This is a genomic window from Streptomyces thermovulgaris, from assembly GCF_002155915.1.
In the GTDB taxonomy this organism is placed as follows: Bacteria; Actinomycetota; Actinomycetes; order Streptomycetales; family Streptomycetaceae; genus Streptomyces; species Streptomyces thermovulgaris.
The window spans coordinates 1-23,855 of record NZ_MUME01000343.1 but is presented as its reverse complement, the minus strand read 5'-3'; the positions used below and the strand labels follow the sequence as shown (position 1 = coordinate 23,855).

The window sequence follows — 23,855 nt, the reverse complement described above, 5'->3', positions numbered from 1 at the left end:
GGGCCCGGGGGCCTTGCGCCGTGCTGCGGACGCGCTCCCCGCTCGGTGCGCTATCCCTGCTGCTGGGGCAGCCGCTCCAGCTGCGCGGTGATCCGTGCGATGTCCTCCTCGGCCTTGGCCAGGCGTCCGCGGATCTTCTCGACCACGTGCTCGGGCGCCTTCGACAGGAAGGCCTCGTTGCCCAGCTTGGCCTCGGCCTGCTGCCGCTCCTTCTGCGCCGCCGCCAGGTCCTTCGCCAGCCGCTTGCGCTCCGCCGCGACGTCGATCGCCCCGGACAGGTCCAGCGCGACCTCCACCCCGGCCACCGGCAGCGTCGCCGTGGCGGTGAAGGAGTCGCCCTCCGGCTGCAGCCGCAGCATCTGCCGGATCGCCGCCTCGTGCGCGGCCAGCGGCGTGCCGTCCAGCTTCAGCCGCGCCGGCACCCGCTGTCCCGGCTGCAGGCCCTGGTCGGCCCGGAACCGCCGCACCTCGGTGATGACGGACTGCAGCGTCCCGATCTCCCGCTCGGCCTCCTCGTCCCTGAAGCCGCTGTCGGCCGGCCACTCGGCGATGACGACCGACTCACCGCCCGTCAGGGTGGTCCACAGCCTCTCGGTGACGAACGGCATGACCGGGTGCAGCAGCCTCAGGGTGACGTCCAGGACCTCGCCCAGCACCCGCCGGGAGACCTCGGCCGCCTCGCCGCCCGCCTGGAAGACGGTCTTGGACAGCTCGACGTACCAGTCGAAGACCTCGTCCCACGCGAAGTGGAACAGCGTGTCGGACAGCTTGGCGAACTGGAAGTCGTCGTAGTACGCGTCGACCTCGGCGACGACCGAGTTCAGCCGGGACAGGATCCAGCGGTCGGTCGCCGACATCCTCGAGGCGTCGGGCAGCGGACCGTCCACCGTCGCGCCGTTCATCAGCGCGAAGCGCGTCGCGTTCCAGATCTTGTTGGCGAAGTTGCGCGAGCCCTGGACCCAGTCCTCGCCGATGGGGACGTCCACACCCGGGTTGGCGCCGCGCGCGAGCGTGAACCGGAGCGCGTCGGAGCCGTACTTGTCCATCCAGTCCAGCGGGTCGACCACGTTGCCGAAGGACTTCGACATCTTCTTGCCGTACTGGTCGCGGACCATGCCGTGCAGGGCGATGGTGTGGAACGGCGGGGTGCCGTCCATCGCGTACAGGCCGAACATCATCATCCGGGCGACCCAGAAGAAGAGGATGTCGTAGCCGGTGACCAGGACGGAGTTCGGGTAGAACTTCGCGAGGCTCTCGGTCTGTTCGGGCCAGCCGAGCGTGGAGAACGGCCACAGGGCGGAGGAGAACCAGGTGTCGAGGACGTCGGTCTCCTGGTGCCAGCCCTCGCCGCTCGGCGGTTCCTCGTCGGGGCCGACGCAGACGACCTCGCCGTCCGGGCCGTACCAGACGGGGATCCGGTGACCCCACCACAGCTGCCGCGAGATGCACCAGTCGTGGAGGTTGTCGACCCAGTCGAAGTACCGCTTCTCCATCTCCCGCGGGTGGATCGTGACGCGGCCGTCGCGGACGGCGTCACCGGCGGCCTTGGCCAGCGGGCCGACCTTGACCCACCACTGCATGGACAGACGCGGCTCGACGGTGGTCTTGCAGCGCGAGCAGTGGCCGACGGAGTGGACGTAGGGCCGCTTCTCGGCGACGATCCGGCCCTCGGCGCGCAGCGCGCCGACGATGGCGGAGCGGGCCTCGAACCGGTCCAGGCCCTGGAAGGGGCCGTGCGCGGTGATGACACCGTGCTCGTCCATCACGGTGATGGCCGGCAGGTTGTGGCGTCGGCCGATCTCGAAGTCGTTCGGGTCGTGCGCCGGGGTGACCTTGACGGCACCGGTGCCGAACTCGGGGTCGACGTGCTCGTCGGCGACGACGGGGATGGACCGGTCGGTCAGCGGCAGCTTGACGTGCTTGCCGACGAGGTGCCGGTAGCGCTCGTCGTCGGGGTGAACGGCGACGGCGGTGTCGCCGAGCATGGTCTCGGCACGGGTGGTGGCGACCACGATGGTGTCGTCGCCCTCGCCGTACTTCATCGAGACGAGCTCGCCGTCGTCCTCCTGGTACTCCACCTCGATGTCGGAGATGGCGGTGAGGCAGCGCGGGCACCAGTTGATGATGCGCTCGGCGCGGTAGATCAGCCCGTCGTCGTAGAGCCGCTTGAAGATGGTCTGGACGGCCCGGGAGAGCCCCTCGTCCATGGTGAAGCGCTCACGCGACCAGGCGACGCCGTCGCCGAGGCGGCGCATCTGACCGGAGATCTGCCCGCCGGACTCGTTCTTCCACCGCCACACGCGCTCGACGAAGGCCTCACGGCCCAGGTCGTGCCGGGACTTGCCCTCCTTGGCGAGCTCGCGCTCGACGACGTTCTGGGTGGCGATGCCCGCGTGGTCCATGCCGGGCTGCCACAGCGTCTCGTACCCCTGCATGCGCTTGCGGCGGGTGAGGGCGTCGATGAGCGTGTGCTCGAAGGCGTGCCCCAGGTGGAGCGAGCCGGTGACGTTCGGCGGCGGGATGACGATGGTGTACGGCGGCTTGTCGCTCTTCGCGTCCGCCTCGAAGTACCCGCGCTCTACCCAGCGCTCGTACAGCGGCCCTTCTACGTCGGCCGGCGCGTACTGGGTCGGCAGTTCGGTGGCGGGCGCTGATGGCTGCTGCTGAGCGTTCTCGGTCACGGGGGTCAGTTTAGAGGTGTCACAGCACGGTCCCGAAACGCGTTTGTTCTGTAACGGTGCGGGCCCCCGCCGCCCCGGCTGTCGGTGCTCTGGGTCAGGATGTCAAGGACACATAAGCGCACTGGAGGGGAACCCAGTCATGAGCAGCAACCAGCCGGGCCCGTACGGCGGGCAGCCCCAGCAGCCCGGACCGTACGGGCAGCCGGGTCCCTACGGCCAGCCGCCGCAGGCGCCGTCCGCGCAACCCGGTTACGGCTACCCTCAGCAAACCCCTCCGCCTCAGCCCGGTTACGGCTATCCGCAGCAGCCCGCCGCCCCGGGCGTCCCGCCCCAGCCGGGGCCCTACGGTCAGCAGCCGCCGTACGGCCAGCCCCCGTACGGCGCCACTCCCCCGGCCCCGAGCGGCGGCAAGGGCGGCCGGACGGCGGCCCTGGTCGTCGGTGCGGTGGCGGTCGTGGCGGCGATCGCGGTGGGCGCGTACTTCGTGTTCGGCGGAAGCGGTTCGGACATCGCCGACGACGGCCCGCACAAGCTGACGACGCCGGCGACCGTGCTGACGGAGTACAAGAAGAGCGAGAGCGAGAGCGGGACCCTGACGAAGGACGACGTGAAGGACGCCGAGAAGTGGGGCGTCCACGACCCCAAGGACGTCAGCGCCCAGTACCAGGCCGGGGACAAGGACAACCCCCTGAGCCAGAAGCTGATCCAGTTCGGCGGCGTCTACGGCTCCATCGACGATCCCGAGAAGACCGTCGACGCGATGTTCGCGCACATGAAGGACAAGACCAAGGAGGACGAGGACAAGGACGTCACGCTGGTCGGCGATCCGAAGTCCTACACGCCGCCCTCGCTCGAGGGTGCGGTCCTCAAGTGCCAGGAGGCCAAGGTCGACAACTCCTCCAACGCCGGCACCGCGGGCGGGCCGAAGGAGATGAACATGGCCATCTGCATCTGGGGCGACCACAGCACGCTCGGCATCGTCATGCCGATGGACGTCGCCAACCTCGCGTCGGGCAAGAGCGAGAACCTGGAGGAGGCCGCCGAGCTCACCGCCAAGTTCCGCAAGGAGGTGCGCGTCAAGGCCTGACGCGCCCCCGTACGGCGCCTCGTACGGCGAAGGGCCCCGGTCGGTCGACCGGGGCCCTTCTCGACGCGGCTTCTCCGTGTGGCCGCTGCGCGGCTTCCCCGGGCTGCTCTGCGGCCCTCTGCGGATTGTCTCCGGGCCCTTTCGCCGGTGGCCGGTCTGCCGGCTCTGCCGGCGGCCGTCCGTGCCCGTCGTGCCGTCCCTGCCGCGGCGGTCAGGCCGTCTTCTGCTCGCCCGGCCCCCGGCCGCGCGCGTCCCGCGGGATCAGGGTCGGGTTGACGTTGGAGCGGACGACGTCGGCGGTGATGACGACCCGCGCCACGTCCTTGCGCGAGGGCACCTCGTACATCACCGACATCAGGACCTCCTCCATGATGGCGCGCAGACCGCGGGCGCCGGTCTGGCGGAGGATGGCCTGGTCGGCGATGGCCTCCAGGGCCTCGCGCTCGAACTCGAGCTCCACGCCGTCGAGCTCGAACAGACGCTTGTACTGCTTGACCAGGGCGTTGCGCGGTTCGACCAGGATCTTGAGCAGGGCCTCCCGGTCCAGGTTGTGCACGCTCGTGATCACCGGCAGACGGCCGATGAACTCCGGGATCATGCCGAACTTGACCAGGTCCTCGGGCATGACGTCCCGGAACAGGTCCTTGTCCGCCAGCTCCCGCTTGGAGCGGATCGTCGCGCCGAAGCCGATGCCCTTGGCGCCCGCCCGCCCCTCGATGATCTTCTCCAGGCCCGCGAAGGCACCGCCCACGATGAACAGGACGTTCGTCGTGTCGATCTGGATGAACTCCTGGTGCGGGTGCTTGCGGCCCCCCTGGGGCGGAACGGAGGCCGTGGTGCCCTCGAGGATCTTCAGCAGGGCCTGCTGGACGCCCTCGCCGGACACGTCGCGGGTGATGGAGGGGTTCTCGCTCTTGCGGGCGACCTTGTCGATCTCGTCGATGTAGATGATCCCGGTCTCGGCCTTCTTGACGTCGTAGTCGGCCGCCTGGATCAGCTTCAGCAGGATGTTCTCGACGTCCTCGCCCACATAGCCCGCCTCGGTGAGCGCCGTGGCGTCGGCGATGGCGAACGGGACGTTCAGCATGCGGGCCAGCGTCTGGGCCAGCAAGGTCTTGCCGGAGCCCGTGGGGCCCAGCAGAAGGATGTTGGACTTGGCCAGCTCGATGGCGTCGTCACGGCCCTGGCCGCCGCCGTTCTCACCGGCCTGGACGCGTTTGTAGTGGTTGTACACCGCGACGGACAGGGCCTTCTTCGCGGCCTCCTGGCCGACGACGTACCCGTCCAGGAACTCGTAGATCTCGCGGGGTTTGGGGAGTTCCTCCCAGCCCACCTCGCTGGTCTCCGCGAGTTCCTCCTCGATGATCTCGTTGCAGAGATCGATGCACTCGTCGCAGATGTACACACCGGGCCCTGCGATGAGCTTCTTGACCTGCTTCTGGCTCTTGCCGCAGAACGAGCACTTGAGCAGATCGCCGCCGTCACCGATGCGTGCCACGGTGTGCTTCCCCTTCGCCTGGGAGGCGGCCGGACGCGTTGAGTCCGGCCACTCCTGGTGCTGCCTTATGTCGACGGTACCTTGCCGGGCCCCCCGTTCGGGCCCCCCTTGGCACGGTTCACTTCGGTGTGCCCCGTACCAAGGAGCGGCAGACGTCGCTCCCCGGGCTCTCGGCCGCGCTGGAGCACGGGGTGTCCCCCCGCGTCAGCGGAGGGCGGCGTTGTTCATCTTCCGGGTGGAGATGATCTGGTCGATCAGCCCGTACGACAGTGCTTCCTCGGAGGTGAGGATCTTGTCGCGCTCGATGTCCTCGCGGATCTTCTCGATCGGCTGGTTGGAGTGCTTGGCCAGCATCTCCTCCAGCTGCGAGCGCATCCGCAGGATCTCGTTGGCGGCGATCTCCAGGTCGGAGACCTGACCGCGGCCGGTCTCGCTGTACGGCTGGTGGATCAGCACGCGGGCGTTCGGCAGCGCCATGCGCTTGCCCGGCGTGCCGGCGGCCAGCAGGACGGCGGCGGCGGAGGCCGCCTGGCCCATGCAGACCGTCTGGATGTCGGGCTTCACGAACTGCATCGTGTCGTAGATGGCCGTCAGCGCCGTGAAGGAGCCGCCGGGGCTGTTGATGTAGACCGAGATGTCCCGGTCGGGGTCCATCGACTCCAGGCACAGCAGCTGCGCCATGACGTCGTTGGCGGAGGCGTCGTCGATCTGGACGCCGAGGAAGATCACGCGCTCCTCGAAGAGCTTCGCGTACGGGTCGTACTCGCGGACGCCCTGGGAGGTGCGCTCCACGAAGCGCGGGATGACATAGCGGGACTCGGGCACGGGGCCGGTGTACTCGGCGCGTGTACGGTCGTAGAGGCCGCTGCCGGGGAAGTCGTTCACGGTGTCTCTCCTGAAAAGGGGCTGGGCGGTCGGCTGGAGGCTGGTCGGGCTTCACGGAGGCCCCGGGCGTCCTGTGGGGGCCGAGAGGGCCGGGACTCCGCGGGAGCGGCTCGAGGGGCCGTGGGGACCCCGAGGACGGCTCAGGCCCCGGTGCCGCCGCCGCCCGGCATACCGGCGGCCGAGGTGATCACGTCGTCGATGAGGCCGTACTCCTTGGCCTCGTGGGCGTCGAACCAGCGGTCGCGGTCGGAGTCGCGGATGATCTGCTCGACCGTCTGGCCGGTGTGGTAGGCGGTGAGTTCCGCCATGCGCCTCTTGGTGTGCAGCAGCCGCTCGGCGTGGATCTTGATGTCCGAGGCCGAGCCTGCCAGGCCGGCGGAGGGCTGGTGGATGAGGATCTCGGCGTTCGGCAGCGCGAAGCGCTTGCCGCGGGTGCCGGCGCTGAGCAGGAACTGGCCCATCGAAGCCGCGAGCCCCATGGCGATGGTCACCACGTCGTTCTTGATGTACTGCATGGTGTCGTAGATCGCCATGCCGGCCGTGATCGAACCGCCCGGGCTGTTGATGTAGAGATAGATGTCCTTGTCCGGGTCGGCGGCGAGCAGCAGCAGCTGCGCGGTGATCCGGTTCGCGATGTCGTCGTCGACCGGCTGGCCGAGAAAAATGATCCGCTCGTTGAGCAGCCGGTTGTAGACCTGGTCGCCGAGGCCACCACCGATGGAGGGCTCGCTGGCGGCGGAGGGCATCAGATTCGTCACGTATCCACCTGCTCGTCTTGCGACGGCACGGGGCCGTCTTACGTGTTCTGCCGGGGGCGTGGGGCCGTCCGGCGTTGTTCGGGGACTCCCCTGCCCTCGTATTCAAGGACCCTAACGCGCAGGCCCGGCGGTGCCATCCCGGTTCCCGGGGTGTTCGCCGGGGGCGTACGCCGTGGTCTTTTCGGGGCCCGTGTTCCCCGGGCAGGGGAACGGGCCCCAGGTCACAACGTACCCGGGGCCCGTCCTACGTGCAGGGGAAGATGCCGTACGACCCGGCTCAGGACTCGCTCTTCTCCTCGCCCTCGCCCTTGTTCCCGGCGGAGGCCTCGGCCGGCTCGGAGCCTTCGGCGTTCTCGGCGCCCTCGGCGTCCTCGTCCTCGTCGTCCTCCAGGTCGATGATCTGGCCGTTGGTGTCCTTCACGGTCGCGGCCTCGACCACGAGGGCCAGGGCCTTGCCGCGGGCGACCTCGCCGACCAGCAGCGGAACCTGGTTCTGCTGGACGACGGCCTGGGCGAACTGATCGGGGGACATCCCGGAGGAGGCCGCACGCCGCATGAGGTGCTCGGTGAGCTCCTCCTGGTTGACGCCCAGCTTCTCCTTGCTGACGAGCTCGTCGAGCACGAACTGGGTCTTGATGCCCTTGATCGCCGCCTCGCGGGTCTCGGTGTCGAACTCCTCGGCGGTCTTGCCCTGGATCTCCAGGTACTTGTCGAGGGTCAGACCCATCTGCGCGAGCTGGTGGTGCTCGAGGTTGTGCTTACGGGTCCTGATCTCGTCCTCGAGGAGCTTCTCGGGGATGGGGACCTCGACCAGCTCGAGCAGCTTCTCCAGGACCCGCTCCTGGGCCTGCGTGGCCTGCTCGAACCGCTTCCGCTCCTCCAGGCGCCTGCGGCTGTCGGCCTTCAGCTCCTCGAGGGTGTCGAACTCGGAGGCGAGCTGGGCGAAGTCGTCGTCGAGCTCGGGCAGCTCCCGGGCGGCGACCTGGGTGACCTTGACGGTGATCTCGGCATCCCGGCCGGCCGCCGGGCCGCCCTTCAGCTGGGAGGTGAAGGTGGCCTCGCCACCCGCCTCCAGGCCCTTCACGGCGTCGTCGATGCCGTCCAGCAGCTCGCCGGAGCCGATGGTGTAGGAGACGCCCTTCGCGACGCCGTCCTCGAGGACCTTGCCGTCGACCTTGGCCTCCAGGTCGATGGTGACGACGTCGCCGTCCTCGGCGGCGCGCTCGACCGGGGTCGTGGAGGCGAAGCGCTCGCGCAGCTGCTGGACCGCCTTCTCGACGTCCTCGTCGGTCACCTCGACGGCGTCGACCTCGACCTCGATGCCGGAGTAGTCCGGGATCTCGAGGGTCGGGCGGACCTCGACCTCAGCGGTGAAGTTCAGCGTCTCGCCGTCCTTCAGCTCGGTGATGTCGACCTCGGGCTGGCCCAGCGGGGTCAGCTCCGCCTCCCTGACCGCATCGGTGTAGAACCGCGGAAGGGCGTCGTTGACGGCCTCCTCCAGCACCACACCGCGGCCGAACCGCTGGTCGATGATCCGGGCCGGGACCTTGCCCTTGCGGAAGCCCTTCACCGTGACCTGCTGGTTGATCTTCTTGTACGCCGCGTCGAGGCTGTCCTTGAGCTCCTCGAAGGGCACCTCGACAGTGAGCCGAACCCGGGTCGGGTTCAGGGTCTCCACGGCGCTCTTCACGGTTCGGTCTCCTTGTGGCTGAACTTCTGGGAATCTGCCGGGGCGGGTGGTTCCGGCGGATGTTTCGCCGCCCGGAGGCGTTCGCAGCCCCAGCAGGACCGGACACACGGGCGCGCAGTCTGCATAGTAACCGCAGCCACGGGGCGCCCCAAAAGGCGATCACCGGGGTGATCACTCGTGATCACGCCGACCGGGGGCCGGCGGTTGAGTCGGGGTGGCGGGATTTGAACCCACGGCCTTCCGCTCCCAAAGCGGACGCGCTACCAAGCTGCGCCACACCCCGTCTGGTGCGCGACACGTAGGGTACATGGCCGCAGGCAGTGCGACCGTCGTGTTCTTCGGGTACCAAGGCGCACCGGGAGGCACACGGGTCGCAGAGGTGGGCGCCGGCTTACACCCGACGGCTCACGGGTGCGTACGAATGGCGTACGGAATCGGCATACGCCCCCGGGGCGTGCGGCGATGCCCCTCGACCCGCTACCATTCCTGCGTGTGCCGCGGTCGGCAGACTCGCGGCGCGTCCTGTGTGCGGGCGTAGCTCAATGGTAGAGCCCCAGTCTTCCAAACTGGCTACGCGGGTTCGATTCCCGTCGCCCGCTCTGCACGGCCCGGGGCCAGGTCAGGGGATGTCTCCCGCGACCTGGCCCCGGGCGTTTCCGGCCCCGCCCGCTTCCAGGGAGCTCAAGGGGCTCCAGGGCTCCAGAGCCCCCCGGGGGGACGTGATCGGCAGGAGGCATGACCGGTCCGCCGCCTCCCCCGCTCGGCCCCGGCCCCGGCCGGGACCCCGAAGCACTGCCGGTGTGTCGAAGATCATGAAGGTGCACCCCCCTGGCCCCGCGCCGCTCCACGCCTCGCGCCACGGCCGGCCGGCAGGACCCCGGCGGGGTGCCGCCCTCCGGCGCCGGCGAACGCCCGCCCGCCTGCGCTCCCGCCTTCTTCCTCTTCCTCTTCTTCACGCCTTCTTCACGCGCTGCGCCGACGCGCATCCGCACAGGGAGGGGACCGGCGCACAGCCACGCGGCTCCCACGGCGCGCCCGGTCGGCCGGTGCCCGGCGAAGACAGCAGGGACAGCGGAGAACAAGAGGGAGTCCCCTCGAGCCCCCGTGCACGAGCAGGCCGCCGTCCCGTCAGGCGAGCGCCCCGCCCCGGCGGTTCAGAAGCTGATCGAATTGATCGTCTGCGCTATCGCGTCCAGGAAACGGCTGATCGACGGGGCCATGCCGGTGGAGGCGAGGAAGAACCCGAAGAGCACGGCGACCAGAGCCGGCCCCGGTTTGATGGATCCCCCGCGGAGCAGCACCACCAGGATGATCGCCAACAGCAGCACGACGGACAGTGAAATGGCCACAACTGATCACACCCTCGGTCGGTCCGCTCTCCCGGCCCGGGGACACCGGCCTCGTGCGCCCCGTTGGAACCATCGTGCCACCAACGCGGCTTTCGTATGCGAGGGCTGACGACCCGTCGAACAGGGCGGGGAAGCCGGTGTCGGACCCATGGTGCCGACACCGCTCATCGGCCGCTTTCCGCAGGGCAATTCAGCACTTCGCGCCACCGCGTCCCCGCAGTGAATCGAGCAACTTCGTTTCAGGGTCCATACATCACGTTCACAGGGCATTTGAATTCCCGTCGCACACCATGCGCAACGGGTCTGCTTATCGCCATGAATCACGACATTGAGGGTGCAGATGGTGTGCCCGAGCAGGGTGGGCGATGTGTCGATCATCACCCTTCGGTCACACACTTTCCGTCAATTTCCGGGTAGCCGAAGCGAATAGCACGGACTGCCGTCGTGCATTCCGCAAAATCCATCGGACAACGCTAGGGTGCATTGGATGTTGCACGCTGCCTCGTTCCCAGATCCGAACAGGAAACCGCTTCTCCCGGAACGGTCGTCCGCACCGGAGGAGGCCGGTGCGCAGCGGCCCGGCGAGCAGGGCAGAAGATCCGGCGATCAGCGCGATCCGTTCTTCGACAACGCGAAGTATCTGGCGATCGTGCTGGTGGGCATGGGGCACACCTGGGCGGCGCTCAAGGACGACGTCCGGGTCCTGGAAGCCGCGTACAACGTCGTCTACCTCTTCCACATGCCGGCGTTCATCATCATCTCCGGCTTCTTCTCCCGTGGTTTCGATCTTCGTCCGCACCGGTTGAAGCGGCTGATCACCGGCGTTCTCGTGCCGTATGCCGTCTTCCAGCTCGCCTATGTGCTCTTCCGGATCCTCGTCGGCCAGTCCGACGACCGGCAGATCAACCTCTTCTCCCCCTGGTACCTGACCTGGTTCCTGTGCGCCCTGTTCATCTGGCGCCTGACCGTGCCCGTCTGGAGGCTGGTGCGCTGGCCCCTGCCCGTCGCCCTCGGTGTCGCCATGCTGGCCTCGATCACCCCGGACATGGGCGGTGAGCTGGAACTCCAGCGCGTTCTCCAGTTCCTGCCCTGCTTCGTGCTGGGCCTGCATCTGAGGCCCGAGCACTTCCGTCTGGTGCGCCGCCGCTCGGTGCGGCTCCTGTCGGTGCCGGTGTTCGTGCTGGCCGCGGTCCTCGGCTGGTGGAGCGTGTCCCACATGGACGCCAGGTGGGTGTACCGGGAGAGGGCCGCGCAGGACCTGGACGCCCCGTGGTGGGCCGGGCCGGTCATGGTGCTGGCGCTGTTCTGCTGTGCGGTGGTGCTGACCGCCTGTTTCCTCGCCTGGGTGCCGGGCCGGCGGATGTGGTGCACGGTGCTCGGCGCGGGCACGCTGTGCGGCTATCTGCTGCACGGCTTCGTGGTCAAGGGCGTGCTGTACGCGGGCGGGTTCGACGCGGAGTGGCTGCGCAGCCCGCTCGGCGCCCTCGTCGCCACCCTTCTCGCGGCGGGCGGCATGACCCTTCTGTGCACCCCGCCCGTACGGCGTGTCTTCCGGTGCGTCATGGAGCCGAGGATGGACTGGGCCTTCCGGCAGGACACGGTCCAGCCGGCCCGGGAGCGCGAGCGGTCGGGGAGCGGCGGCCGGCGTGAGGCCGTGGTGGCGCACTGAGGCGCACGCCCGGAGCAGCACACGTCCCGACGAACGGGCCGGGGCCGTTGTGCGGATCGACCGCGGACGGCCCCGGCCCGTCGTGCGGCGTCTCAGGCGGCCTGGTCGCCCTTGAGGTGGCGCATCAGCTGTTCGAAGTGCTGCCAGCCCGACAGGTCGGACGGGTCGCCGGGGAAGGGGTAGTACAGCGCGGGGCGGGTCCGCGGGCCCAGTTCGCGCGGCGGCTGTGCGAGCGGGGTGCGCCGGGCGCGGTCGGAGGGCAGGGAGCGGACCTCCTCGGCGCCGAGCACGAAGGCGTACGGCACGCCCGGACCCTCGAAGTGCGGCGGCACCGACAGATCGCGGCGGGCCTTGCGGATCTGCACCAGCATGGACTGCAGGTCGTGCCGGGTGGCGAGGACCTCCGCGGCCCGGGGGACCGCGTCCTGTGGGATCTCCTCCCCGGGGCCGTAGCCGAACGCCAGCGTGACGTCCTCCTCCACACCGCCCTTGGTGCGGGAGATGCGCACCGTGGCCAGCCCCGGGCGCTCCGGGCTGCCGACGACCACCAGCCAGGTCGGCTCGGGGGCCCGTTCGTGGGCCATGTCCGTGAGCTGCCGCAGCGACCAGGGCAGGTTGACGGGCTCCTCCGTGCCCCAGCCGGCCGGCGGCTCGCCGGTGATCTCGCGCCACACGGCCTCCAGGGAGCCGCCGAGGACCAGGCGGTCGTCGGCCGGGTGGACGGTGCGGTAGGAGACGGCGAGCTGGCGCTCTCCCGTGTCCGTGACGTCCCGGGTGAAGGACTCGGCGACCGGGGTGCGCGGGTCGTCGGGGGTGCCCCCGGGCGACTGGACGGGCATGAACAGCCCGTCCCGCCACTCCAGTACGGCCCCGGACAGACCGTCGTAGTAGCCGGCCTTCTCGTCCTGCACGACCCACCGCGAGGGCCAGCCCGGCAGGCCGGCGCGCACCGCCGGGGACAGACGGGTGCCGGGCGGTGTGACGATCTGCAGTCCCAGTTCGGCGTCCGCCGCCGCCCGGAAGGCGTCCGCGAGCCAGGCGGTCATCGCGACCACCGGGCGGTCCTGGATGACGACGGCGACCTTGTCGGTGAGCACGTCCACGGCGGGCTGGGCGGCGGCCGGCGCGGGCACCGCGCTCACCCCGTCCGTCTTCACCACGGCCAGCGACCGCGCGGCCTGCGGGGGCCAGGCGGTGCCGCCGAGGAGCGTGGCCAGCCGGGCCGCGAAGGTGCCGGCGAGCTTCTCGCCCTCCGTCACGCCGGTGGTGGCCCGGGCCTCGGTCCACCAGTACGGCACCGGGGGCTCGCTGGCCCCGAGCAGCCGCTGGGCCTCGCCCCTGACCTGGACGAGCAGCGGTGCCTCGATGGAGACGAGGGGGCGTCCCTGCTCGTCGCAGAGCCGCACCACCGCGCCGTCGCCCTCGGCGCCCACCAGCTTGTCGGGACCGCCGGAGAGCAGGCCCGCGAGCACGGTCAGCGGGTCGGGCATCTTCTGGGTCAGGGTGATGACGTCCTTGGTCATGAGTGTGGTTCACCTGCTCCCGGCGTGGACGGTCTGGATCAGCCGGCTGGGCTCTCCCCTGCGGACCAGCACCCCGCGCCCGGGCGGCTGCTGGCTCGGGTACACCCCGGGGAAGAGCTGGCCCTCGCTGCGGTCTCCGGACATCACCAGTACCGAGGCGCCGGACTCGCGCAGGCCCTGCACCAGCGGTTCGTACAGGCCGCGGGAGGCGCCCGCGACCCGGCGGGTGAGGACGAAGTGCAGGCCGATGTCGACGGCGGAGGGGATGTACGGCACGAAGGGTGCGAGCGGCTGCTGGCCCGCGGTGGTCAGCACGTCGTAGTCGTCGACGAGGATCACGATGCGCGGGCCCGAGCCCCAGCTGCCGGGTTCCAGGTCGGCGGGGTCGGCGCTCTCGTCCGGCAGCCGCTTCTCCAGCTCGTTCGCGATACCGGCGGCCAGTGCCCCGCACAGTTTGGTGTTGTAGGCGTAGCCGCCGCGGTACTCCTCCGGGACGGCACCGCGCAGACCGCGGCGGGGGTCCATGATGCCGAAGACCAGTTCCTCGTCGCTGTAGCGCTCGACCAGGCCCTGGGCGATCACCTTGAGCAGGTTGGTCTTGCCGCACTCGCTGTCGCCCATGATCAGCAGATGCTGGTCGCGCTCGAACAGGTCGAGCAGGACGGGTGCCAGCCTCGTCTGGTCCAGGCCGATGGGCACCCGGCGCGGCTCGGCCGCCGGGCCGGGCAGCTGGTCCGGCTGGAGGAGGTGCGGCAGCACCCGCACCGGCTGGGCGACCTCGCCGGTCCAGGTGGCGCGGATGGTGCGGGCCGTGCGCTCCAGGACCGCGCCGAGGTCGGCGGTGTCGGCGATGCCGTCGGTCCGGGGCAGGGCGACCTGGGCGAACAGCTTGCCGTCGGTGAGGGCGCGGCCCTTCTCCTCGGGCGAGAGGGTCTCGGCGAGCTTGCGGTCGATGCTGGACTCGCTCGGGTCGTTCAGCCGCAGTTCGATGCGGGTGCCGAACTGGGACTGGGTGGCGATGCGCACGTCGTTCCAGCGCAGCATGCCGGCGACGACGTGGATGCCGTAGCCGCTGCCGCGCTTGAGGATGTCGACGACCGCGTCGTCCAGTTCCTCGAAGTCGTCGCGCAGTGCGCCGAAGCCGTCGATGAGCAGCACGATCTCGGTGGAGGCCAGCTCGGGCAGCTTTCCCGCGGCGCGCAGGGTGCGCAGCTGTTCCAGGGAGTCGATGTTGTGGACGCGGAACAGCTCCTCGCGCTGGTCGAGCATGTCGCGCACGGAGTCGATGGTGCGGGCGGCGCGCTCGCGGTCGGCGCGGCCGGCGACCCCGCCGACGTGCGGCAGCCCGGAGAGGGCCTGCAGACCGCCGCCGACCAGGTCCAGGCCGTAGATGCCGACCTCCTGCGGGGTGTGCGTCAGGGCCAGGGACAGGGCGAGGGTGCGCAGCAGGGTGGTCTTGCCCGACTGGGGGCCGCCGATGACGGCCGCGTGGCCGCCCGCGACGGTGAGGTCCAGGTACCACTTGCCCTGCCACTGCCGGGTGGGGTCGTCGAGGATGCCCAGCGGCACCTGGAGCGGGCCGCGGCGCTCCGCCAGCTGGGTGCCGCGTGCGCCCACCTCGACGGGGCCCGCGACCTTGTCGAGCGGGACGGCCGCGGGCAGCGGGGGCAGCCAGATCCGGCGGACGGGCCGGGCGCCGGCGTTCTCGATCCGCTCGACGAGGACGCCCATCTCGGTCGGCCCGGTCTCCCGGCGCCGCATCTGCGGCTCCTCGGGGCCCGTGGACTCCTCCCGGCCGAGGGTGTTGTACGCCTCGTACTCCAGGGCGAGCGGGCCGGGGTCCTCGGTCTCCTGCCGCACCGGGCCGCGGTAGGCGCCGGAGACGTAGCCGGCCTTGAACCGCTCGTAGTGACTGGTGTCGACCTTGAGGTAGCCGAAGCCGGGCAGCGGGGGCAGGTGGAAGGCGTCCGTGGTGTCCAGCACCGTGCGGGACTCGTCGGCGGAGAAGGTGCGCAGGCCCAGCCGGTACGACAGATAGGTGTCCAGGCCCTTCAGCTTGCCGCCCTCGATGCGCTGGCTGGACAGCAGCAGATGCACGCCGATGGAGCGGCCGATGCGGCCGATGGACAGGAACAGGTCGATGAAGTCCGGTTTGGCGGTGAGGAGTTCGCCGAACTCGTCGATGACCACGAACAGGTGGGGCAGCGGTTCGAGGTCGGGGCGCTTCTCCGCGCGCAGCGCGGCGTAGTGGCCGATGTCGGCGACGTTGCCCGCGTCCTTGAGCACCTGCTGGCGGCGCTTGACCTCGCCGGCGAGCGAGGCGTGGACGCGTTCGACGAGGCCGGCCTGGTTCTCCAGGTTGGTGATCACACCGGCGACGTGCGGCAGGCCCGCGAACGGGGCGAAGGTGGCACCGCCCTTGTAGTCGACGAGGACCAGGGCGAGGTCCTCCGGCGGGTGGGTGGCGACCAGGGCGAGAACCAGGGTGCGCAGCAGTTCGGACTTGCCGGAGCCGGTGGCGCCGACGCACAGGCCGTGCGGGCCCATGCCGAGCTCGGAGGACTCCTTCAGGTCGAGCAGGACCGGTTCGCGGGCGTCGTTGACGCCGATGGGCACGCGCAGGAAGGCGCGTTCGCCGCGTGGCGCCCAGAGCCGGTCCAGGTCGGGGTTGGCCACGTCGTCGATGCCGAGCAGGTCGGCGAAGTCGACCGGGCCGGCCAGCGGGGCGTCGGCGGCGCCCGTGGAGTCGGCGGACAGCCGCAGCGGGGCGAGCATCCGGGCCAGGCCCTCGGCGAAGGGGACACTGGCCTCGTCGACCGTGCCGTGGGCGCTGACCGGCTCCGTCTCGCGCAGGTCCTCGATGACGACCCGCTCGCCCTCGACGGTGATGCGCACCCCCACGCTGCCGGGTTCCTGGACGCGTTCGTCGAGCAGGTGGAGCACGGTGACGCCCATGTCGCGCAGGCTCAGCGCGTCGTCGGGCACGGGCAGTTCGACGGCGTCCTCGCCGTGTCCGTCGGCGACGACCAGCAGCCGGGAGGTCATGGCGAGGGCGTCCTTGCCCGACAGGCCGCGGCGCACCTCGGCGGCGTAGGAGGCGCGGCGGCGCAGTTCGGGGCCTATCTGCCGGGCCAGCTGGGGCAGGGAGGGGGCGATGCGGCGGGCGGCGACGGGGCCGTCGAACTGCTCGGTGTCGAGCAGGTGCGGCAGCCACTTGGCCCACTCCCACTCGGCGAGCCGGTCGCCGGAGACCGCGAGCGCCATGCCCACGTCGTCGGGGGCGTGGGTGGCGGCGGTCTGCACCATCAGGGCGCGGGCGACCCGGAGGGTGTCCTCGCGGCGGCCGATGATGCTGACGTTGCCGACGCGGTCGAGCGGGACGGTGAGCGGCAGTTCGGTGCCGGTGCTGAAGCGGGCCACCAGCGCGGAGGCCTCGTTCAGCATGAACTCGTCGGGCGGGGTGAGCACCGAGGAGCCCTGCTGGGCCACCTTCAGGTCCCGTACCGGCATCTCCCCGGTGCCGATCCGCACCCGCAGGAAGTCCGGGTCGAGCCGGCGCCGCTCCCACAGCCGGGCCGGGTCGCGCACGATGTCGTACAGGGCGTCCGGGGGCGGGTTGAGCACCTGGGCCCGTTCGCGCCGCTCCCGCTCCTCCCGGGACAGCTCCTCCCGCAGGTCCTCGAGGTAGGCGAGGTAGGCCTCGCGCTGGGTGCGGCGGGTGCGCTGGGCCTTGCCGCGCTGGGAGAACAGCAGGATGAGGGAGCCGGCCAGGGTCACCACGAGGATGATCGCGCCCAGTCCCGCGAACTGGGTGTTGCGGATGACCGTCATCATCACGACGGACGACATCACACCGGCCACGGGCAGCAACGAGGTCGCGATGGAACCCGTCTTGCCCTCGGGCAGGTTGGGCGGCGCCTCGATGGTGCGCGGCTCGGGGGCCGCCTGGGGCCGGGTGGTCCGAGCCGGTCGGTGGATCAGTCGGGTGGTCATCGTGCCTGCCTCGTCCTCGTGTTTCCCTTTTCCCTTCCGCTTTTCCCTTCCGTCCAGGGGGTCAACGGCGCTTCTGGGAGAGCTGGAAGACCTCGGCGGCGAGCCTGGTCACGGCCTGCCGGGTGGGCCGGGCGAGCAGTTCGGTGCGGATGGGGCCGCCGGCCGCCAGATGCCGGTCGTACGGCAGCACCCGCACGCTCGCCCCGGTGCTCTTCAGCCGCTCGGCGGCCTTGTCGAGGTCGAGTCCGATGTGCGGCACGGTCTCGGTGAGCACGACGACGGTGGAGGAGATGATGCCCCGGGGCAGGGCACGCATCCACTCCAGGACGGCATGGGTGCTGGCGATGCCCTCCAGGGTCGCGGGCACGGTGAGCACCCGGGCCTGGGCGGCGGACAGCGCGGTGCGGGCGACCTCGGCGGGCAGGGTCTCGCAGTCGACGACGGTCACCCCGAAGTAGCGGCGCAGCGACACCATGACCCGTTCGTAGCCCTTGGTGTCGAGCATCGCCCCGACCTGGCCCTGACTGCCGGGCAGCAGCCAGGCGTTGTCGGGCAGTTGGACGAGGTAGCCGGTGACGTCGAGCAGGGACATCTGCGGCTCGACGACCTCGGCGAGGTCACCGGTGGTCCAGCGCAGGGTCTCCGCGCCGAGCCGGAGGGGCAGCGAGCCGAGCGCCGGGTCCGCCTCGACGACGAGCACCGGGTCGTGGCGGTAGTGCGCGTAGGTGGTGCCGAGCAGCGCGGTGACCGTGGTCTTGCCGGAGCCGCCGCGGATGGAGGTCACGGCGATCTGCCGCCCGGTGGTCACCGCCTGTTGCAGCACCTCGGCGGTGGCGGTGGTCTCGGCGACCTCGCGCGCGGCGGAGGAGGACACGGCACGGCGCAGGGCGCGCAGCGCCCGGACGGCGAAGGACTCGCCGTGGCGGGGCTCGGCGCCGATCGCGGCGAGCCGCTTGTCGACCACCGGACGGGACTCGGGGGTGCGGCGGGTCCGGGCGGGGCGTGCGGCGGCGGGCCGCGGTGCCTGGTGCGGCCGGGCGGCACGGTCCGCCGGCTGGGGCTGCCCGGCCGCGGCGGACGGCGAAGCCGCGGAAGGCTGCGGGACGGCGACGGGCTGCGAAGCCGCGGAAGGCCGCGGGGCCGTGTCCGCCGGCTGCTGCTGGGCGGGCGGCGCCTGCTGGGGCTGCGGCCGGGCGTCCGCCGGTGCCTGCGCCTGCGCTGCGCTCGTGTCCTCCTTCGGTCCCTGCGGGGACGTGCCGCCTCTCAGATCGCGCAGCACGTCGCTCTGCCAGTTGTTCCCGCTCGGCATGTCCCCTTCTCTCCTGCCTCGTCGTCCCGCCCGAAGCGGCGCGCGTCGTCCGTGGAGCCTCAGAACTTGTCGAGCAACTGCCCGTAGATACCGAACACCCCGACGGCGAGCGGGAAGAGCGCGATCACTCCGACGGACTCGATCAGATCGGCGAACCTGCGCAACCGTACCCGGATGTGCTCCGGAGGTTCGATCGCGAGGATGCCCAGCGGCAGCAGCGCGGCCGCGCCGAGCAGCGTGAACGCGCCGATGCCCCCGCCGTGGTCCAGCCACAGCACCACCAGCCGCACGACGAGCACGGCCGCCGCCGCGAACACCGCCACCACCTCGGCGACCAGCGGGAAGGCCCGGGCCCGCGACAGCAGCACGACGGCGGTCACCGAGGCCAGCGCCACCGTCCACGCGGTGGGCTCCTGAGCGGTGGTCAGCAGCCAGCCGCCCGCGGCGGCGGAGGCGGCGGTGACCACCGTGGCCAGGACGAGCCCGCGGTGGGTGGCGGCGAGGGCGTTGGCGACCTGATGCCGGCTCACCGAGGCGCCCGAGGAGCGCCGGTCGTCGAGCCCGGTGAGACCGGAGGCCATCAGCGCGAACCGGGGCAGCAGCCCCAGCAGGACGATGGAGAACACGGCCATCACGGCGCCGAGCCGGTCCGGCCTGTCCTGCACGGCGGCGACGGCCTCCCACACGAGGGCGACCGCGGCGGCCGCCCCCGCCCCGATGAGCCCGCCGCGGCCGAGCGGCGAGAAATAGGCCAGCAGCACCAGGGTGACCACCAGTGCGCCGACGACACCGCCCAGTCTGGCCGTTCCCGACCAGGCGTAGGCGTCGGCGGCGGTCCACGCCGTGAGCAGCCCGAGTCCGCCGGTGGCGAGCAGCAGCGCGGTGGCAAGACCGCGGTTGCCCTTGCCCACCTTGGCCGCCAGGGCTCCGGCGACCATGCACGCCACCGTGAGGGCCGCGAGTGCGGCGGTGACGCTCTCCAGCGCGAACTCCCGCCGGGCGAGCAGCCCGGCGGTCACGGCGAACGCCACGGTGGCCACCCCGGCACCGGCCCGGCGGGCGGCCGGGCGCCAGCGCCAGGCGTGCAGGTCGAGGTCGTCGGCGACCTGGTCGGTGACGTCGTGGACGACCGGTGCGGGCGGGGCCGCATGGGCGCGGACGAGCCGCAGCACGGCGCCGTCGGGGACCTCCGCCGAGGACAGGGTCGCCTCGTGCGGCAGGACCGAGCCGTCGGAAGTGATCAACTGCCGGGTGGCCGGGCGGGTGGCCACCCGGTCGTCGAGCAGTTTCAGGATGTCAGGGAGCAGTTGACCGATCGGGGTGTCCGACGGCAGGACGATGTCGGCGCGCCGTCGCTCACCGACCAGGGTGACCCGGCTCAGCCGCGTCCGGGACGTCGTTGCTGCGCTCACCACTCACCGGAACCTATCATCGTGTCCTCTCCGTCACGGGTCCTTTGTAGCGTGCCCATGCCAGAGCTGTTCCTGCTGCTGCCGCTGCTTCTTCTCCTCGGCCTTCTGCTTGGCCAGGGTGGCCTGGAGGAACGACCAGCCGACGCAACCGGCGCACAGCACGGCCGCGATGGCGATGCCCGCGAACAGCTTGCCGAGCCTTTCGTCCAGCGTGCGCCGGCCGCGCTGCGTGCCGAACAGCAGCGCGTCGCGCAGCCGCCGGCGGCGCACCGCCACCGACTCGAGCAGTTGGCTGTCGTAGTCCCGTGCCATTCCGTCGTCCTGTGCCGTGTCCTGCGTTGCCGTCAGTCGTCCGGGGCGAGGCCCAGAAGGCCGCGCATCGTGGCGTACTTCCGCTCGAGCCGCCGGGCGGTCGGCTCGTCGAGGAGGGCGAGCCGGCGCGGATCGGCGTTGTGCGCGAGGTCGGCCGCCTTGACCAGCCGGGCGCCGGGGGTGGCCAGGATCCGGCGCGCGTACGCCTCCGGTTCCTCGCCGGGCCGCTTGGTCACGGCCCGTACGACGTCCTTGGTGCGCTGCGGCAGCCGGGCCGCCTCGAGCCACTCCTCGTCGAGGACGCCGTCCTCCAGGGCGTCGTGCAGCCAGGCGGCGGCGACGAGTTCGTCCCCTCCGCCGCGGGCCCGCACCCCTTCGGCGACGGCCTGCAGATGCTCGGCGTAGGGCCGTCCGGCCTTGTCCCTCCGGCCGTTGTGCGCGGCGCGGGCGACGGCCTCGGCCTCGGCGGGAGTCATCGGTGCGCCGTCGCCGGACGGCGTCTGCGTCCGCTCCTCGTGGAGCGGCTCTTCCTGCGGCACGCGGAATCCCCCCTCATTCCTTTCCGCAACATAAGCCATGGGCGCGTCGCCCGTACACCCCGGGTGCACCGTCCGCCGGGCGGCCACCGCCCCCGGTGCGTCAGCCACCGCGGATCACCGCCGCCGCGATCAGGGACAGCAGCCATGACAGCGGCACGAGCGCGATGTACGCCCGCAGCCGCCGGTGCACGGGCCGGCCCGGGTCGAACCGCTCCCCGAGCGTTCCCGGCCCCGGCTCCGGAAGCCGTTTCACCCGGCGTACGGCGAGAAGGTTGCGCACCAGCGTCAACGGGCCGAAGAGAAACAGCGAGAGCGGACTCCACCAGCCCCAGCACAGCGTGTGCGTGGTCAGCGCCCGGTGCACGGCCACACCGCACACCCTGCACATCGGCCCGTCCATCCTCCGGAACCCGAGGACGAACAGCAGCCCCCGGTGCGCCCGGAAGGCGACGTCCGCGGCGGGGCCGGCTCCGCAGTACCTGCACAGGAAGACGGTCTGCCGGGGGCGGACGGCACGCTCGCCGGCGCCGGGCCGGACGGCGGCGGGCGCGGGTGTCCCGTGGCCGGTGCCGGCCCCGGACCGGCGCGCGGCGAAGCACCGTGCGATCGCGGGGTCGGCGTGCCATGCCCGGAGCGAGTCGGCGACGGCGTCCAGGAGCCCGGTCCTCACCGCGTCCTCGATCATCCCGTCGCAGAACCGCTCACTCCGCAGGACCGCGGTGGCGGCACGCACGGCGTCGGCGGGGTCCAGTCGCCCGGACGGCGGAACCTGGGGAAGCGGGTTGCCCGTCCACCGGTACTCGGGAGTGACGGCGCCGAGGTCCCACAGCGCCCGCACCGCCCGCATCAGCGGCTCGCTGTAGATCGGGAACCGCACGTGGATCGCGCCGCTCGACGTCCTGTGGCCGCCACCCCACTTCACGGCACGGTCCTCGTCCGTGAGCGCGTCGAAGGCCTCGGCCAGCTCCTGCCAGGCGGGATGGTCCGCCGGTTTGAGCTGGTCGAGCAGCCGCTGGTCGTCGGCCGGGGTGACGACACGGGCGAGCTCCTCGATCGTGTCGAGGTCGGGGGCCTCGGTGACGGGCCCCGCGCCCGGCTCCCGGCTGAACAGGGCGAGCACACCGGCCGGGGCGAGCCCACGCCGGTGGGCGTCCTGGACCTTGCTGCACCACTCCATCCCCGCCTTGTAGGCACTGCTGCTGCTCGCCGCCCGGTGGATCCACCCGACGTCGGTGGCGCTGCCCCAGGCATAGCCGATGACCTCGCCGTCGGGGGCGGTGACGGTGATGTAGCGGACAGGGTGGGACATGGGTGCGATCTATGCTATTCGCCCTCGGCGAGCGCTTTCACCGCCTCGGAGTTCGGGGCGTCGGTCAAGGAGTCCGGCAGGATCCGTCCGCGGTTGCCCTCCGGCTCGGCCCGCAGCTCCGCGAGGGCCTGGGACGGCGGGATGCCCCGCTCTTTGGCCCCCTGCAGCCGGGCGTGCCAATGACTGCCCTCGGCGAGGGCCCGGCCTCCCGCGGCCTTGCGCGGCACCCATGCGGCGGCATCGTCCTCGTCACTCGCCCACACATATCCGAGGACCGCGCCGCCCTCCTTGTCGGCCACGGTGAGGTACCGCACCGGCTTGTCGGTCCAGGTCTGGTACCGCGGCGGTCCCGGCTCCACGAGATTGAAGTGCACGTCGTCGTCGAAGCGCGGGTTGATCGGTCGTTCGCTGCTCATGAAGTACACGCTCTCCTGGCTCTGCTCGATTCTCAACGCGGCAGCCGTCACGGCTTCTGCCTCGGCAGAACCTCTCCGTAGATGTGCCACTTGCCGTGTGTGTCGTCGTAGAAGACACGCGTCACCCTGTAGTGGGAGCCCTTGGCAAGCAGCAGTTCTCGTTCGCCCTTGACCTGGGTGATGGGCTCCAGCCAGAGAGCCGGGGTGTCCTTCGGCACCCGAAGGTGCATCCACACGGGCTTCTGGTCGAACGGAGGCGGCGGCGTCTTGCCCAGTGCTGTGGAGGTGAACGCCTTGTCGTCGAAGGTTCCGCCGAGCATGTCGAGCGGAGAGTCGATCGGACGGCCTCCGACCTTGATGTGGTCGACTCCGGTGCCGCGCACCACCATGATGTCCTCGGGCACGGGACGGGCGTCCATGACCTCGTCCATGCTCTCGATGGTGTCCAGGATGTGCTGGGGCACATCCGTGCCGTAGCGGAGATGGCTGTTGATCGAGTCGTACGCGATACCCGTGTAGGTGATCAGCCCCTGCTTCTTCTCCAGGGGCAGGTCTTCCATGAACTCGCCCCAGTACGCGTTCCCGTAGTCCAGCCCCGCTTTGTTGCTGACGCTGGGCGCAGGGTTCGTGCCTCGGGCCAGTTCGGCCTCGGCCACCGCGTGCTTCTCGGCGTCGCTCAGGGCGTCGAACTCCAGGTCCGACATGAGCGGCTTGTACTCGAACGGCTCGTTACCTCCGCCGTGCTGCGGCACGTCCGTGTCCCCACGGCCCGGCTCCACCGGTGTGTCGGTGCCGTGGTGCACGGCGTCGTCCACAGCGGTGTCCACGGCCGTGTCGCCGAGGTCCACCTGGTCGACCTGGTCGACCGCGTCGGCGATGTCGTCCGTGTATCCCTGCGCGAGCTGGTCGGTGGGGCCGTCGCCGTACTTCGTGTGGCCGCCGTCGTGGCCCGTCCCGTGGGAGATGTCGTCGGTGTGGCCGCCGGGCATCTCGTGGGTCGAGCTCCGGGACACCGGGTTCGGGTCGTGGCCACTGCCGTTCGGGAACTCGTGCCCACCGGTGTGCGGCGTGTACGAAACCTCCGTGGGGGCATCCCGCACCGGCGTGTCCGTGGACATGCGGTTGTACGCCGTCGTGTCGGTCGTGCGCACGCCGTCGACCAGATTGTCGCCCGCGTGGACTCCGGCGTACACCGGCTGCTGGCCCTGGACCGTCCAGTGGGCCGGGAGCGTGGAGGTCGTCTCGCGCGGGATCGGCGTGGTGTCGATGGCCCCGTTGGGCGTCATGAGATTGCCGTGCGGGTCCAGAAGACGGCCGTCGGGCAGGCGAACGGAGCCGTCGGGGAGGGTGGGGATGTCGATGTTGCCGACGCCCCTGAGGCTCTTGGCGAGGTCACCGACCCTGGACAGGCCCGCGCCGGCGCCC

Annotated in this window: 17 protein-coding genes and 2 tRNA genes; 3 read left to right on the top strand and 16 right to left on the bottom strand. The window is 71.1% G+C overall.

From position 1 onward, the window contains the following. Window positions 1-50: 50 nt before the first annotated feature. Window positions 51-2,681, bottom strand: coding sequence for a valine--tRNA ligase (locus CCN35_RS23455; protein ID WP_067389835.1), 2,631 nt, complete (start codon window positions 2,679-2,681; stop codon window positions 51-53). Window positions 2,682-2,820: 139 nt separating this feature from the next. Between CCN35_RS23455 and CCN35_RS23450 the strand changes: the two genes are divergently transcribed. Continuing rightward, window positions 2,821-3,768, top strand: a complete 948-nt coding sequence (locus CCN35_RS23450) for a hypothetical protein (protein WP_067389832.1) — start codon at window positions 2,821-2,823, stop codon at window positions 3,766-3,768. A gap of 211 nt (window positions 3,769-3,979) precedes the next feature. Here the strand turns inward: CCN35_RS23450 and clpX are convergent, their stop codons facing one another. From clpX to CCN35_RS23425, 5 genes are all read right to left on the bottom strand, one after another. Beyond that, a complete protein-coding gene (clpX, locus tag CCN35_RS23445; protein ID WP_067389829.1) occupies window positions 3,980-5,266 on the bottom strand; it encodes an ATP-dependent Clp protease ATP-binding subunit ClpX in 1,287 nt (428 codons plus the stop codon). A 204-nt stretch (window positions 5,267-5,470) separates the two neighbouring features. Next, the gene (locus CCN35_RS23440) at window positions 5,471-6,151 is read right to left on the bottom strand and encodes an ATP-dependent Clp protease proteolytic subunit (RefSeq protein WP_067389826.1); all 681 of its coding nucleotides are present in this window, start codon (window positions 6,149-6,151) and stop codon (window positions 5,471-5,473) included. A gap of 140 nt (window positions 6,152-6,291) precedes the next feature. Further along, window positions 6,292-6,897, bottom strand: coding sequence for an ATP-dependent Clp protease proteolytic subunit (locus tag CCN35_RS23435; protein WP_086794229.1), 606 nt, complete (start codon window positions 6,895-6,897; stop codon window positions 6,292-6,294). Between the two features lie 289 nt (window positions 6,898-7,186). After that, a complete protein-coding gene (gene tig, locus CCN35_RS23430; RefSeq protein ID WP_086794223.1) occupies window positions 7,187-8,599 on the bottom strand; it encodes a trigger factor in 1,413 nt (470 codons plus the stop codon). A gap of 209 nt (window positions 8,600-8,808) precedes the next feature. After that, window positions 8,809-8,882: transfer RNA gene (locus CCN35_RS23425), tRNA-Pro, on the bottom strand. A 245-nt stretch (window positions 8,883-9,127) separates the two neighbouring features. On the opposite strand from CCN35_RS23425, the gene CCN35_RS23420 reads away from it, so the two are divergent. Continuing rightward, window positions 9,128-9,198: transfer RNA gene (locus CCN35_RS23420), tRNA-Gly, on the top strand. 555 nt (window positions 9,199-9,753) lie between these two features. Here CCN35_RS23420 and CCN35_RS23415 read toward each other — a convergent pair. Further along, the gene (locus CCN35_RS23415) at window positions 9,754-9,948 is read right to left on the bottom strand and encodes a hypothetical protein (RefSeq protein WP_067389820.1); all 195 of its coding nucleotides are present in this window, start codon (window positions 9,946-9,948) and stop codon (window positions 9,754-9,756) included. 487 nt (window positions 9,949-10,435) lie between these two features. On the opposite strand from CCN35_RS23415, the gene CCN35_RS23410 reads away from it, so the two are divergent. Next, window positions 10,436-11,617: an acyltransferase family protein gene (locus tag CCN35_RS23410; RefSeq protein ID WP_067389817.1), complete on the top strand. Its 1,182-nt coding sequence runs from the start codon at window positions 10,436-10,438 to the stop codon at window positions 11,615-11,617. A gap of 92 nt (window positions 11,618-11,709) precedes the next feature. On the opposite strand, the gene CCN35_RS23405 is transcribed toward CCN35_RS23410, so the two are convergent. From CCN35_RS23405 to CCN35_RS23365, 9 genes are all read right to left on the bottom strand, one after another. After that, window positions 11,710-13,140, bottom strand: coding sequence for a DUF6177 family protein (locus CCN35_RS23405; RefSeq protein WP_086794222.1), 1,431 nt, complete (start codon window positions 13,138-13,140; stop codon window positions 11,710-11,712). A 9-nt stretch (window positions 13,141-13,149) separates the two neighbouring features. Continuing rightward, complete coding sequence (eccCb, locus tag CCN35_RS23400) at window positions 13,150-17,133, bottom strand: type VII secretion protein EccCb (protein ID WP_067389810.1); 3,984 nt, start codon at window positions 17,131-17,133, stop codon at window positions 13,150-13,152. Window positions 17,134-17,194: 61 nt separating this feature from the next. Then, window positions 17,195-18,442 (bottom strand): MinD/ParA family ATP-binding protein, encoded by a 1,248-nt coding sequence (locus CCN35_RS23395; protein WP_067389807.1) that lies wholly within the window; start codon window positions 18,440-18,442, stop codon window positions 17,195-17,197. 59 nt (window positions 18,443-18,501) lie between these two features. After that, window positions 18,502-19,857 (bottom strand): type VII secretion integral membrane protein EccD, encoded by a 1,356-nt coding sequence (gene eccD, locus CCN35_RS23390; RefSeq protein ID WP_067389804.1) that lies wholly within the window; start codon window positions 19,855-19,857, stop codon window positions 18,502-18,504. Window positions 19,858-19,887: 30 nt separating this feature from the next. After that, entirely contained in the window at window positions 19,888-20,166 is a 279-nt protein-coding gene (locus CCN35_RS23385) for a hypothetical protein (protein WP_067389801.1), read from the bottom strand. A 32-nt stretch (window positions 20,167-20,198) separates the two neighbouring features. Further along, on the bottom strand, window positions 20,199-20,642 hold the full coding sequence (locus CCN35_RS23380) for an HD domain-containing protein (RefSeq protein WP_067390225.1): 444 nt from the start codon (window positions 20,640-20,642) through the stop codon (window positions 20,199-20,201). Window positions 20,643-20,805: 163 nt separating this feature from the next. Beyond that, a complete protein-coding gene (locus CCN35_RS23375; protein ID WP_079129558.1) occupies window positions 20,806-22,014 on the bottom strand; it encodes a DUF6508 domain-containing protein in 1,209 nt (402 codons plus the stop codon). Window positions 22,015-22,028: 14 nt separating this feature from the next. Next, complete coding sequence (locus CCN35_RS23370) at window positions 22,029-22,430, bottom strand: hypothetical protein (RefSeq protein ID WP_086794227.1); 402 nt, start codon at window positions 22,428-22,430, stop codon at window positions 22,029-22,031. 47 nt (window positions 22,431-22,477) lie between these two features. Further along, the coding region (locus tag CCN35_RS23365; protein ID WP_281254818.1) for an ADP-ribosyltransferase at window positions 22,478-23,855 on the bottom strand (1,378 nt) is incomplete at its 5' end.